General features: G+C 39.3%; 11 protein-coding genes. 7 read left to right on the top strand and 4 right to left on the bottom strand.

The annotated features are described in order from the left end of the window. Window positions 1-113: 113 nt before the first annotated feature. Complete coding sequence (locus TVG_RS00155) at window positions 114-1,520, top strand: cobyric acid synthase (protein WP_010916288.1); 1,407 nt, start codon at window positions 114-116, stop codon at window positions 1,518-1,520. Window positions 1,521-1,590: 70 nt separating this feature from the next. Further along, window positions 1,591-2,523 carry a cobalamin biosynthesis protein gene (locus TVG_RS00150; protein WP_010916287.1) on the top strand — a complete coding sequence of 311 codons (933 nt, stop codon included), beginning with the start codon at window positions 1,591-1,593 and terminating at the stop codon, window positions 2,521-2,523. Here TVG_RS00150 and sppA read toward each other — a convergent pair. From sppA to ftsZ, 3 genes are all read right to left on the bottom strand, one after another. Next, window positions 2,520-3,212 (bottom strand): signal peptide peptidase SppA, encoded by a 693-nt coding sequence (gene sppA / locus TVG_RS00145; protein ID WP_010916286.1) that lies wholly within the window; start codon window positions 3,210-3,212, stop codon window positions 2,520-2,522. The two genes, TVG_RS00150 and sppA, sit on opposite strands and share 4 nt — an antisense overlap. A gap of 24 nt (window positions 3,213-3,236) precedes the next feature. Next, on the bottom strand, window positions 3,237-3,896 hold the full coding sequence (gene pyrF / locus TVG_RS00140) for an orotidine-5'-phosphate decarboxylase (protein WP_156769028.1): 660 nt from the start codon (window positions 3,894-3,896) through the stop codon (window positions 3,237-3,239). Between the two features lie 555 nt (window positions 3,897-4,451). After that, window positions 4,452-5,588, bottom strand: coding sequence for a cell division protein FtsZ (gene ftsZ, locus TVG_RS00135; RefSeq protein WP_010916284.1), 1,137 nt, complete (start codon window positions 5,586-5,588; stop codon window positions 4,452-4,454). A gap of 110 nt (window positions 5,589-5,698) precedes the next feature. On the opposite strand from ftsZ, the gene TVG_RS00130 reads away from it, so the two are divergent. Further along, a complete protein-coding gene (locus tag TVG_RS00130; RefSeq protein ID WP_010916283.1) occupies window positions 5,699-6,475 on the top strand; it encodes an ArsA family ATPase in 777 nt (258 codons plus the stop codon). A gap of 131 nt (window positions 6,476-6,606) precedes the next feature. Continuing rightward, a complete protein-coding gene (locus TVG_RS00125; RefSeq protein WP_010916282.1) occupies window positions 6,607-7,119 on the top strand; it encodes a hypothetical protein in 513 nt (170 codons plus the stop codon). Between the two features lie 10 nt (window positions 7,120-7,129). On the opposite strand, the gene TVG_RS00120 is transcribed toward TVG_RS00125, so the two are convergent. After that, window positions 7,130-8,479 (bottom strand): acetyl ornithine aminotransferase family protein, encoded by a 1,350-nt coding sequence (locus TVG_RS00120; RefSeq protein ID WP_010916281.1) that lies wholly within the window; start codon window positions 8,477-8,479, stop codon window positions 7,130-7,132. A 165-nt stretch (window positions 8,480-8,644) separates the two neighbouring features. Between TVG_RS00120 and TVG_RS00115 the strand changes: the two genes are divergently transcribed. The 3 genes from TVG_RS00115 to TVG_RS00105 all read left to right on the top strand — a co-directional run bounded on the left by TVG_RS00115 (window position 8,645) and on the right by TVG_RS00105 (window position 12,519). Beyond that, window positions 8,645-9,625, top strand: a complete 981-nt coding sequence (locus TVG_RS00115; protein ID WP_010916280.1) for a VIT1/CCC1 transporter family protein — start codon at window positions 8,645-8,647, stop codon at window positions 9,623-9,625. A 520-nt stretch (window positions 9,626-10,145) separates the two neighbouring features. Continuing rightward, window positions 10,146-10,925 (top strand): ABC transporter ATP-binding protein, encoded by a 780-nt coding sequence (locus TVG_RS00110; RefSeq protein ID WP_010916279.1) that lies wholly within the window; start codon window positions 10,146-10,148, stop codon window positions 10,923-10,925. Beyond that, complete coding sequence (locus tag TVG_RS00105; protein WP_156769027.1) at window positions 10,915-12,519, top strand: permease; 1,605 nt, start codon at window positions 10,915-10,917, stop codon at window positions 12,517-12,519. The genes TVG_RS00110 and TVG_RS00105 overlap by 11 nt, the downstream gene beginning before the upstream one ends. The last annotated feature ends 70 nt before the right edge of the window (window positions 12,520-12,589 follow it).

Here is a 12,589-nt window from a genome sequence, read left to right as displayed (position 1 = left end):
AATAAATGCTGACGTAATTTCGTCATATCATTAAACAATGTATCTTTTCTGAAGGTACATGATCGTTAGCAGGATTGTTGCAACTTTTTAACTTAAAATTGTATGACCAGCTAATGAAGATGATACAGGTACTTGGAACGTCATCAGGGGCTGGTAAGACTACCGTATCCATGGCGCTATGCAGAATACTTTCCAGGCAGGGTTATAGTGTTGCACCGTTCAAAGCCATGAACATGTCTCTAAACTCAGTAATAGTAGAGGGAGAATACGAAATAGCAAGGGCTCAATGGCTTCAGGCCATTGCAGCTAAAACTGATCCGTCACGATATATGAATCCTTTGCTGCTCAAGCCGGAAGGTGATGGAACCAGCCAGCTTATTGTGCTTGGAAAATCTATTGGGAAAAAGGGAATAAAAGAATACTACGATTATTTGAGATCAAAGGGAAAAGGCATCGTGAAAGAGAGTATCGAGAGGTTGCCTGAAAAATACGATGTTATAATTGCAGAAGGGGCCGGATCTCCAGCCGAGATAAACCTGCTTGACAGTGATATAGCAAATAGCTTTGTATCTTCGATATATGGAACGCCTGCGATTCTTGTTGGGGACATAGATCGAGGAGGCGTTTTTGCATCAATATACGGCACATTGATGCTAATGCCAAATTCTGAGCTTGTAAAATGGATAATAATAAACAAAATGAGAGGTGACGTTTCGATGCTAAATCCAGGCATAGAAAGGCTTGAAAACCTAATTTCAAGAAAAGTTATAGGTATACTACCGTATCAATCTGGTTTCCTGCCAGGCGAGGATTCATTTGACTATGAAAAGCCGCCTGTTGAAAACGATGAGATCTGTGTAATAAGATATCCGTTCATGGAAAATTACAGTGATGTAGATCCGTTGGTACTGTCAGGCAAAGGTTTCACATTTGTAACGGAGAAAAATATAAATGCACTAGACAATGCGAAGCTAATTATATTGCCCGGCTCAAAAAATGTTCCTGCAGATTTAGAATACGTAAAAAACACTGGTATTGCGGAAAAACTTTCTGAAAGGAGGGGGAAAGCGTTAATATTAGGAATATGCGGGGGTTATCAGATACTTGGTTCACGTATAGATTACTATGGAAAAAGTATGAGTTGTCTTTCATTTTTAAAGTGCCATACAGAATACAGAGAGGAGAAAACTACCAGATCCATTAGATTTAAGTTTGCTGAGGGCAAATATTGGTCAGACGGGTATGAGATCCATTATGGCGAAGTTATAAATGATGGAGAAAAACCTATGAATTTAACTGAATTGGGCTATGAAGGCTGCATATCAGAAGATGGCACGGTTTTCGGCACAAACATACACAACATACTTGGAAACAGTGACTTCTTCTTGAGAGCAGTGGGAGAGCAATCAACTGGACTTACTGCGAGGTTAGAATCTTCCATTGATGCCTTTGCGGACACATTTGAAAAAAACGTGAATCTATCAGAAATAATGGAGTATTTGGAAGAAAAATCAGTTTAATGAATAAGTATATCTAAACATATCAATTACAAAAGGGAAGGGTAGCCATCTAAACACTCTGAGGAAAAGCATGAACAATCTGATAATAATGATCGTGGTACTTATCGGTGCGCTTTCGATAGATATAATTTTTGGCGAACCGAAGGAGTACATACATCCAGTCGTCTTTTCGGGCAGAGTGGCAAGTGCAATAGAGGGTTACTTCAGGAAATTTGATAACAGGTTCAGAGCTGGAATCTTATTTTCTATCGCTGTCATTGTTTTGACTGCCATACCATATTTTTTGGCGGTATATCTATCTAGTTTTATCCTTGTTGTTTATGTAGTTGTTTCAATGGTTATATTGAAGACTACTTTTTCAATAACATCGATGGGAGAGCATATTAAATTAATCACAGATTCCCTCAAGAAAGGAAACATAATGGAGGCAAGGATGCATTTATCTATGATAGTGCGAAGAGATACCTCCAGGCTAAACGAAAATGAGATATCATCTGCAGCAATCGAAAGTATCGCAGAAGGCTTAGTGGACGGATACATTACACCTCTCTTCTTTTTCGTATTTTTTGGATTGCCTGGGGCATTTATAGCTAGAATAATCAATACTTTGGATTCAATGTATGGTTACAAGGATAGGAAGAATTTTGAATTCGGCAGATTCTCTGCATTCATGGATACGGTCATAAACTACATACCAGCTAGAATTTCTTGGTTTTTTATAACATTCTCCTCTGATATACTTAATTATAGGTCAAAGGCGATCCCTGTACGAAGATATATAAGAAGGTTTGACAGCGTTAACGCTGGATGGCCCATAGCTTCAATGGCCTCCGCTTTAAACCTAAGGCTTGAAAAGAAAGGCCACTACATAGTAAACGATGATGGGTACCAGCCAGGCGTAGCCGATATAGAGAAATCGATGAAGATCTATTATCTTGCAGCTTATTCTTATATCGTTATTTTTGTATTGCCATTGCTTGTAATCATGGCGGTATTCCTTTAGATACCAAGTAGCCTTTGAAGCAAAGGCTTCCTTATATAAAATTCCTTAACCTTAAGCCTCTTTCCAACCTCCTTTGTAAGGTCAGATACGAGATCATCATAATTTGCTATCCTATCTATAAGCCCGTTATCAGCGGCCATTTTAGCCGAATATACCATCCCGTTCGCGATCTCATCTATTTTCTCTGACGGTATCCCCCTGTCCTCAGCTACAGACCGCTTAAACTTCTCAAATATGTCGTCTAGAAGCCTCTGATAGACAGACTTTTCCTCTTCATTTGGTTCTGAAAACGGTGATGTCATATCCTTGTACTTGCCCGACTTGTACACCATTACATCTACTCCAATTTTTTCCATCAGCTTTTTAACGTTGGGCCTGATCGATATTACTCCGATGGATCCTATCAGGGAGGTATCTATCGCATATATTTTCGTGGAAGCTGATGCTATCCAGTAAGCACCTGACGCGCATATCCCAAGTGCAAGTGAATAAACCGGCTTCTTCTTTCTTATTTTCTTTACAAGGTCGTGAATTAGCTGTGAGGAAGCTGCATCCCCGCCTCCAGAATTGAACACCAATATCAATCCAGCAATAGACTTCTTACCTTCCGCTGCCTTTAGCGCCGGATATAAATATTTATAAAGCCCGTAATTTATAGTACCTTCTATGTTTATTCGCAATAAATACATTTTTTAATATCATTAATCCTATACTTAACTGTTTTTAAGTCTCTCCCTGTCCTCAATAGCTCTCTCGGCAGTTTGCTGAAGCTTTGAAACCTCTAACTCTGGCTTATCGCTTTCATAAACGCTCCGGCCCACTATTAAATAATCCGATCCATTCAGAACAGCTGTGTACGGATCACCTCCCTGTGCTCCTATTCCTGGCGATATTATTACTCTGTCCGTTGCAGACCTGATCATTCTTAGGTCATCAATCTTGTTTGCAGGGGCAACAAATCCGTAAACCCCACATTCTATGGATAGTTTCATTAGTTGCATAGCATTGGAGTTTATCATATCTGAGCCAGGATGCGACATAGCCACAACTGAAAATACATGCATGCCTTTAGCTGCATTGACCACGGATTTAAGGGATTCTTCTCCAAGAAACGAGTGAGATATTATTCCCCATGCACCAAGATCCCGAACTCTCTCTGTTATTAGCGAGTTCGTATAAGGGATATCTGCCACTTTAAAGTCACATATAACCTTACCATATTGCGAAATTTCACCTATAACCTCAGGAGATGAATATAGTACTAAGGGCCAGTTTATCTTAAAAGCAAATACAATGTCCGATAGGCTTTCTGCAATATCTATAGCTTTTTTCTTTTCCTTAACATCCAAGGCTACTATAATTCTCTTATCCACGCAACTGGATATCCATGCCAGTATTCAATTTTTTTTAGACGTAAATGTCGTCAATTTTTGTCGATTTTAATGAAGCGGCATTTAAAGCAAAATTATGAAATGCTGTAATTATATCCAATATACGGCAACGATATTTACATCTGTGTATGCCTATAAGGCCATAAAACGGTATTTTCTGCTATCCGATAAGTTAAAGACGCTTAATATGTACGTTTACCAATATGGTTAAGCTTAAGATCACTATTATGGTTGAGAAGAACCTTACATTATGAAATTCTGTATCAAAGAAAGTTTATAATGAATTTAAAGAATACGAGGTGCCTTCACATTATTATCTGGAGATAATTAACAAAGCATTAGAATACTGTTGTCCTAAGACAGATTGCAATATGAATTATCTACGGACATAGAGAAAAGTGTTCGTACATGTTCGGAGAGAACTATTAAAGTCTCGTCAAGTAAAGATGCGGAGCAGCCAAAATATACGGAGAATATGGCAGGAAGTCAAACATCCGTTGATATTTGACAAAGCCTGAACATAAAAGAATGAAAAAATCAGCTTACTATATCGATTCCCGTTGAAGTAGAACCAGTAAAAGCATTGGCAAGACGCCTTGCTGATTCTAGATCTCTAACTAGGTAAGCTGAATTGACGCCTGTCATAAATATTAACACCTTGACATCCTGATCCAAATTTTTGTCAACCGTTAATCCCCAGATTATTCTAGATTTTGCAGTTATTCTTTTCTTTATTTCAGACATGGCCTTACCTACCTCGCTCACTGTTATGTCGGGTGGTGCAATTATCTTGAATATGCAATCCTTGGCAGTGCTTATATCAACGTCTATGAGCCTGGGCTTTAGCGCCTCTTCAAGCGCTGTCATTATTCTATCCCCTCCCTTCTTTGACTGGCCCATGCCTATCATAGCAACGCCACCAGACTTCATTACCGTTTTAATGTCTGAATAGTCTATGTTTATTACTCCGGTTTTAGTTATTATTTCAACTATAGCTCTTATTGTATCTGCAAGTACCCTGTCAGCATAGGCGAAAGCAGTTTTCATCTCTGCATTCGGCACCTCGCTTAACAATCTCTGGTTTGGTATGGCTATAAGTGTATCAGAGAACTGTGCTAGATTTTCAAGGCCTATAACTGCATTGTCCATTCTCATAGGGCCTTCTGAATCAAATGGAAGGGTCACCACAGATATCACTATTGCGCCTGCCTCTTTTGCCGCCTTCGCGACTACTGGAGCCGAACCCGTACCGGTACCGCCTCCGAGCCCAGCAGTTACAAAAACTATATCTGTGTTCTGAACCATTTTTTTAATAGAGACTATCTCCTCAGCAGCAGCTTCTTCTCCAACCTTTGGATCTGCGCCTGTACCGAGTCCCCTCGTAGTTCGGTAACCTATCAAAAGTTTCTTAGCCACTTTTATTGTTTTTAAATGACTTGCATCTGTATTTAAAGCTATAAGATCAGCGCCTTTTAAGCCTTCTTCGTAGAGCCTGCTAACTGTATTTGATCCGCCACCACCGCAGCCGACCACTTTTATTTTCACATTGAGCGTCTTGTATATATTTGCAATTTCTTCATCCTCCGGTATTGACGGAGTTGGGTTATCGTCCCAGAAATCATCTGAGATATCGTCTATGGAAACTTTCGACAACAGATCAGTGATATCCCCCATATGTCTGACAACGTCATTCAAGTATTTATACATTTGCTGACAGCGATCAGGTTTAGAGATCTGTAAGGAAAGAGCCTTTATCTCGTAGTTGATTCTATATTGGTGAGTGGTTGATAGAAGCGTTTGTCGGAAAAGGCGGAGTGGGAAAGACGACCATTGCCGCCGCATACTCCCTCATCTGTGCCGAGCATGGAAGTACAGCTATTGTTTCAACAGACACCATGCCTTCGTTGCACTATATTTTCCCAGAAAATACTGTCAATTTGGATGTGTTTGAAATAAGTGAAAGTGAAGTATCGAAACTATGGAAGAAAAGGTACGGTGACCAGGTTTACGACATTGTTTCTCGATTCTTCGATACCGGATTCGAAATAATTGATCATATTGCGAATGCGCCTGGAGTAGCTGAGGAATTCATGATCTCGCAGATTGTTGGGATGGGTGAAACAAAGAAATTCGATTATCTTGTATGGGATACGCCAGCATCATCGTCTACAATGCATCTTCTCTACCTCGAAAAGGACTTCTACGAACATTTGGGGAGAGACATAAAGTTTTACTTTTCAATGAAGGATGCTTTCAAAACGAATAAGACCTTAGAAATACTTAATGAATGGCGAGAACTCTCCAAAAAAGTTTGGAATGAAATTGAAAATTCAAAATTTTATTTAGTAAGCACTCATGATGAGCTCTCTCTTTTGCAATCGTATGAGATAGAGGAAGACCTGAAAAGAATGGGGATATCAGTATCTGCAAGAATATACAATAGGACATCACAACATGAAGGATATATTACTATCCCTGAGCTACAAGGCACTGCTAGAGAGATAGTAGAGAAGGCAAAACCTTTCCTGAGGAAACTGTTCAACAGTACTCATGGCAAGTGATCCTTATGCATCTAGGAATTGAACCTTGGTGGTATCCGTTTATATCTTCATTAATATTTAATATAAACTAGTCGATCGGAACTCGAAAAACAAAAAGGATTTTCTTATTACTCGCGATATTGGGCTATAAAATGAATGGCAGCGTATATGAGAGGGAGATTAGGGATATACTTTCCGGGAGGGCCCAAGCCGTTGAAAAATATGCACAAAGAGTCGGAGAAAACGGTAGCACCGTCAGATCACTGATAACAAGTCCTTTTTTTGTGACACGTGCTGCTGGGTCTCTTGGTGCAGATATAATAGCAATAAGGCATGATATATCGATGGTGATAGAGGTTAAGTCTTCTATTAGGTCTTATCTTGCCTTCTCGGAGGCGTCTGGTAAAAAACAGGATCAGGCCGAACGTTTAAGTGAAATGGTAAACAGGGCAGGGATATTTCTTGTTTACGCCTTCAGGCTCAAGAACGCATCTGGAGATCCATGGAGGCTTTTTACAGTTCCTGGAAATCCTACCGGACGCATGAAGACCCTTTACGAACTCATCCCTACACTTTATAAAACAAAAGACGGGAACTATGTAATGAAATGGGACAATGGGCTCCCTTTCACAGAATTTATAGCAATAATAAATGGGAGAAGTTAAAAATAGGCGTTTATTTAGACATTTTGATTGCTTTGTCGAGTACCTCTATTCCCTCATCTACCTGTTCCTGGGTTATTATTAGTGGTGGTATTATCCTTATTGCACTGGAACCAGTGGAAAGCAATATCAAGCCGTTTTTGAAGGCGTTGTTTATCACGTCGTTCCTCAACTTAGAGTTTGGCTCCTTAGTCCTCCTATCCTTTACAAAGTCTATTGCAAGCATTAAGCCAAGCCCCCTAACGTCTCCTATCTCATTATACTTATTCTGGAGCTCTACAAGCCGCTTCTTCATGTAAGCTCCCTGCTTTGCAGCATTCTCTACGGCATTGAGTTTCTTCATCTCGTCTATTGTTGCCACGCAGGCAGCCGATGCAATGAGGTTACCTCCAAACGTGTTAGAGTGCAGGCCATTCTCGCTGAAATTCATCTCCTCTTTCATTACAGCTGCTCCCATGGGGATGCCAGATGCTATTGATTTAGCGAGTGTTATGACATCTGGCTCAACTCCAAAGTGCTCTGAGGCGAAGAACTTGCCCGTTCTTCCAAAGCCGCTCTGCACCTCGTCTATGAGGAGCGGTATGTGGTATTTGTCTGCGAGTTTCCTTAGCTCCTTGAAGAAGTTCATTGGGGGAACGATGTATCCTCCTTCTCCCTGAATCGGTTCAGCAAGGATCCCAGCAACGTCTTCAGGGGGTACGTAAGTCTTGAGTAAATACGTCTCTATGTAGTCGATCACTCTGTTCACGAGCTCATCTGGTTCTTCATATCCATCTATATTGAATGGATTTCTGTACGGGTTCGGGAACGGTACGTGTTCAACGCCCGGCATAGAGGGGAAGAACCCTTTGTGGTGTATGGGCTTCGATGCAGTAAAGCTCAGAGAACCTTGTGTTCGTCCGTGGAATGCTCCAATAAAACCTATAAACCTCTCTCTGTGAGTATAGGACTTCGCTATCTTTATTGCGGCTTCAACGCTTTCAGTACCGCTGTTTGTAAAAAACACCTTCTTGTTAAATTTTCCAGGAGTTACCTCTATAAGGGATTTAGCTGCCAAAACCTGCATCTCAGTGTAAAAATCCGTACCAGGGAAATGCCATAGTTTGTGCAATTGTTCTTCTACCTTTTGTGTTACGTACGGATCAAGATGGCCTAGGTTTGTTACGCTTATGCCGCTCGCAAAATCCAGATAGACGTTTCCGTCTACGTCTTCAACATATACTCCCTTTCCTAGCTTCCCTACAACCGGCAGAGACTGTGTGCTTCTAGCCAAGTATTTATCGTTAAGTTCTATTATCTTCTTCGCTTCTGGTCCAGGTGGCGTTACTTTAATTTTGATACCGTTCAACTCTTCCTGCATCATAATTAGAATATTTAATGGAAAAATATATATTTTGTTGAATGTAAATCGTATGTCCTATACGAAATTCGTACTATAGGAAATAAACCGTATGGTCATCCTTACTACTGAGTTCCAGAAATTGCGGAAAAACCGATAAGATTTTAAGATAGATATCGATTTGTCGATATGCAGCCTGACCCTGACAAATGGAGGGAATTTTATCGCGATGAACTTACAGACATGAACTTCTATTCAAAGCTTTCGAGGACGATCAAAGACGATTACTTAAGGGAAAATCTTTCGAAGCTTTCCGAGATAGAAAGGGAGCATTCTGAGTTCTGGAAGGAAAATATGAAAAGATTCGGGATCAAGTATTCAAATAGATACAATCGTTTTAAGGTAACATTCCTTTTGTTGGCTAGGTATTTTTTGGGAAACTTTCTGACAGCGCGTCTCTTGGAGCATGGTGAGATATCAACTGTGAGCGTTTACAGTGATTACCTAAAAAAGAAGGACTTGGATGAAGATTTCAGGGCAAGGCTTTCAAAAATACTTGACGAGGAGATAAACCACGAAGAAATATTTGAAAAAGCAATGGAGAAGAGCCAGGATACTGTCGAACGGAATAAGGATGTAATTTACGGCATAAGCGATGGCTTGGTAGAGGTGCTTGCAGCTCTTGCAGGATTGACATCTATAATAGAAAACAATATAGATATAGCTCTTGGTGGCCTAGTTGTTGGAATTAGCGGTACTGCAAGCATGACTATAGGGGCATATCTATCAAAGAAGTCTGAAACCGAATATAAACTTGTGGAAGAAGAAAAAAGGATACTCTTCAGGAGAAAGAAAAAGGACCCTGAATATGTGGACAAGATAAAAGCTGAATCGAAGACCTCTGCTCTTTATGTAGGGCTATCATACATACTCGGATCAGCAGTTCCGATCCTTCCATTTGTGTTTTTGCATAAGTACTTGGCTCTGATCCTCTCTATAATCCTTGTGTTTATAGTTCAGGGTATAGCAAACGCAATGGTTGCGCTATCAGTTAACGTAAGGGTTATGAAAATGGCGATCCGTGCATCTTCGCTGGCTTTGCTAGCAGCTGCGATAACTTTCTTTGTAGGATTCGCGTTTCACTACTTCCTGCATATATCTATAATTTAGTTCAATCTTACCGAAGGTCTTTATCTGCACCATATTTCTAAATTTCGACATCAAACTTTTAAATTCTGAGGACTATATTCATTTCAATACAGCCACATTACCAGTCCTTTGTTGATCTATTTATTTTATTTGTAGATAAAGTAATGTAATAGCATCACGTAGATTATGCATACTTTTTGGGCGTAAAACATAAGTTTATCTTTCAATAACATCATCAAGATCAAGCAAAAAACTCTCAGCATAATCAATTTTTACTATACGGAACTAAGATGGTGAAAAAGATTCGTTAAGGATATGTGGAGTGGATTTTGAAAGCAGATGGTAAGGAATCAAATCTCTAAAGGCATTAGATAAAACATAGTTAAAATATGATGTCAAGTTAAATGTAAACTATTAATATATCGACAGAAGCGATGCTTTCTCTCTTATAGAGTCATATCGCAATAACTCTTTCGTGAAACTATTCGTAAATAGTTTCGTTAATTAATCTGAATTTAATAATGATTTACGAAATGATAGTATGAACTGTGCAATTGAGATAGAGGATCTCTACATGTATTACGGTGAAAAACCAGCTTTAAAAGGTGTAAATTTAACTATACCTTCTGGATCAATATATGGCATACTTGGTCCAAACGGGTCTGGAAAGACGACTCTTATGAAGATACTGGTATCCCTGCTATCAAAGAAAAGCGGAAGAGTATCAGTATGCGGACTGGATGTAGATAAGGATCAGATGAAGATAAAGGAAATTGCCGGCTATATTCCGGAAACTCCAGTTCTTTATGAATCTATGACCCCTTTAGAGCTTTTTGATTTTGTGGGATCAGTGAGGCACATCCCTGTTGATTCATATGCGAGAAGGCTCAACGCGTTGATAGACGCATTTTCAATAAAGGATTATCTCAACGAGTTTATTGGTTCTCTATCCTTTGGAAACAAACAGAAGGTGGCAATAATATCGGCTCTGGTTCACGATCCTAAAGTTCTAATCGTTGACGAAGGGATGAATGGATTAGATCCAAGGTCAGCACGCATATTCAAAGATATACTCATGGACATGAAAAACAGGGGCAAAATAGTCGTTTTTTCCACGCATATACTAGAGATCGCTGAAAACTTATGCGACTCCGTCGCTATACTTTATGAGGGTAGCATAGTCGCAAATGGCACCATAAGGGATCTAGAAAGTTCGGCGCCGGAAAATAGCCAGAACCTGGAGGATATATTCCTGAAGCTGACAAACTCTGAGGATCTTGGTGATGTAGTTAAGTCTCTGAGGGGAGAGGTTGGAGATTAAGCAAACATTGTATTTAGCAAGAAGGCTTTTGATAGAAGAACGCTACCTTGCACTTAAGAATTCAGCCTCGTTTACTAAGAGAGCAAATGCAGCTAGCGATAAGTCTGCCTATGTAATGAGATACGTAAATCTTTCCTACGCTATGACCTCAATATCGTTCATGTTGTTCTCCCTTGTTCTCGTCGTGCCTAGTTTGCTATCTCACCATATTTTTACGCTTTCAAACATAGTGCTTATACTTTACATATATGTGTTGTTCATCAACGTATCTAATTCCCTCCTCTTTTTCGTCTCAATAAGTATAAATCATATACTCGACCCACTCCGTGCTCTCCCTCTCGATCTACCACAGAACGTTATTGCGGTATCATGGTTTATCTATACTGGAAGCTCATCGCTCTTCGCTGTAATGCCAGCAGTATTCATAGCTTCAGCGTTTTATGGAAATGCCTACATAGCATTACTAGGTTTTATTTGGTCGCTGTTTACAATGCTCCTTGGATATACAATAGGATCACTTCTCTTTATAATTTTCAGCAGACGTATACTCGGGAAAAGAACTAGATCCTCTATAATAATAAGAAATGCAGGCCGCGTAATATTTCTCATATTCGTTTTCGTTATTTTCGAAATTATATTATATAACGCAGATTACGTCAATATAATTGTACCAAATATGGCGTTTCCTTATTCTTTCGTCATACCTATTATCAACATACCAAAGACGCTTTTTTATGCTGACAGTTTATTAAAAGCATTTATGGGCTTCTCTCTATCTATTCTCTACCTCCTTTTCATAATATTTTCTTTTACGAAGCTTAATTCAATTGCATTTTCGAGGCTTGTTGAACCAATGAGGTCTAGCGGAAGAGCAGAGGTCAACCTCGAAAGAGCTGAGAAGATACGAAAACCATACTTATCGTTCTTTTATAAGGATATCTGGTTGTCGTCAAGAAAATCCCAGAACCTTGTTTTGCTAATCATGCCAATATTTTTTGTATTCCCTACCGTTATGTCAGAGTTACTTTATTCCCCGGAGATCAGTGTCAACCCAATATCCCTTTATAATGTACTTATTGCATTTGTAGTTGTTGTTTCTTCCTTCTATTCTATACTATTTCTTGTGATAGAAGGAAATGGTATATCATTTCTCCGTTCTCTCCCTGTATCTCCAAAAAATGTGATAGCCTGGAAGCTGCCTGCGCCATTTCTAATATTCGCTGCCATAACCTCAGCTATGCTGATAACACTTTCAATCAAAATAAGGATGACGCCTATTTATTACTTTCTCGTATTTTTCGATACAATTCTGTACTTTATCATATCTCTGTTTTTCAATGTAAGGAGATTATACTCAAAGATACCAGCTTCGGCAGATACTATCAATTTCTATTCGTTTGGCGGTCAATTAGCGTTCATGGTTACATTTTTTTACTCCGGCCTCATTGTTGGATTTCCAGACTTACTGTCGTTTTCCCTACAATATACCTATCATCTTTCCTATGGCTTGTTTTTTCTCTTAAATACGGCTATAGGTATATCAGTTGGATCGATATTAGCTTACTTATATTGGTTTAAAAAAACCATGATCTAGAAGTTCAAAGCCTTGTCAATGGTGAATTTACGATCATATATATAAATTTACGTATAATAATATTATAAAT

Origin of the sequence: Thermoplasma volcanium GSS1 (genome assembly GCF_000011185.1) — an archaeon.
GTDB classification, from domain to species: Archaea; Thermoplasmatota; Thermoplasmata; order Thermoplasmatales; family Thermoplasmataceae; genus Thermoplasma; species Thermoplasma volcanium.
This window is presented reverse-complemented; position numbering and strand designations above follow the sequence as displayed.

Coding starts and splice junctions, on each gene's coding strand:
- TVG_RS00155 (WP_010916288.1), top strand. CDS start 114: ATGAAGATGATACAGGTACTTGGAACGTCATCAGGGGCTGGTAAGACT.
- TVG_RS00150 (WP_010916287.1), top strand. CDS start 1,591: ATGAACAATCTGATAATAATGATCGTGGTACTTATCGGTGCGCTTTCG.
- sppA (WP_010916286.1), bottom strand. CDS start 3,212: ATGTATTTATTGCGAATAAACATAGAAGGTACTATAAATTACGGGCTT.
- ftsZ (WP_010916284.1), bottom strand. CDS start 5,588: ATGGGGGATATCACTGATCTGTTGTCGAAAGTTTCCATAGACGATATC.
- TVG_RS00125 (WP_010916282.1), top strand. CDS start 6,607: ATGAATGGCAGCGTATATGAGAGGGAGATTAGGGATATACTTTCCGGG.
- TVG_RS00120 (WP_010916281.1), bottom strand. CDS start 8,479: ATGATGCAGGAAGAGTTGAACGGTATCAAAATTAAAGTAACGCCACCT.
- TVG_RS00115 (WP_010916280.1), top strand. CDS start 8,645: ATGCAGCCTGACCCTGACAAATGGAGGGAATTTTATCGCGATGAACTT.
- TVG_RS00110 (WP_010916279.1), top strand. CDS start 10,146: ATGAACTGTGCAATTGAGATAGAGGATCTCTACATGTATTACGGTGAA.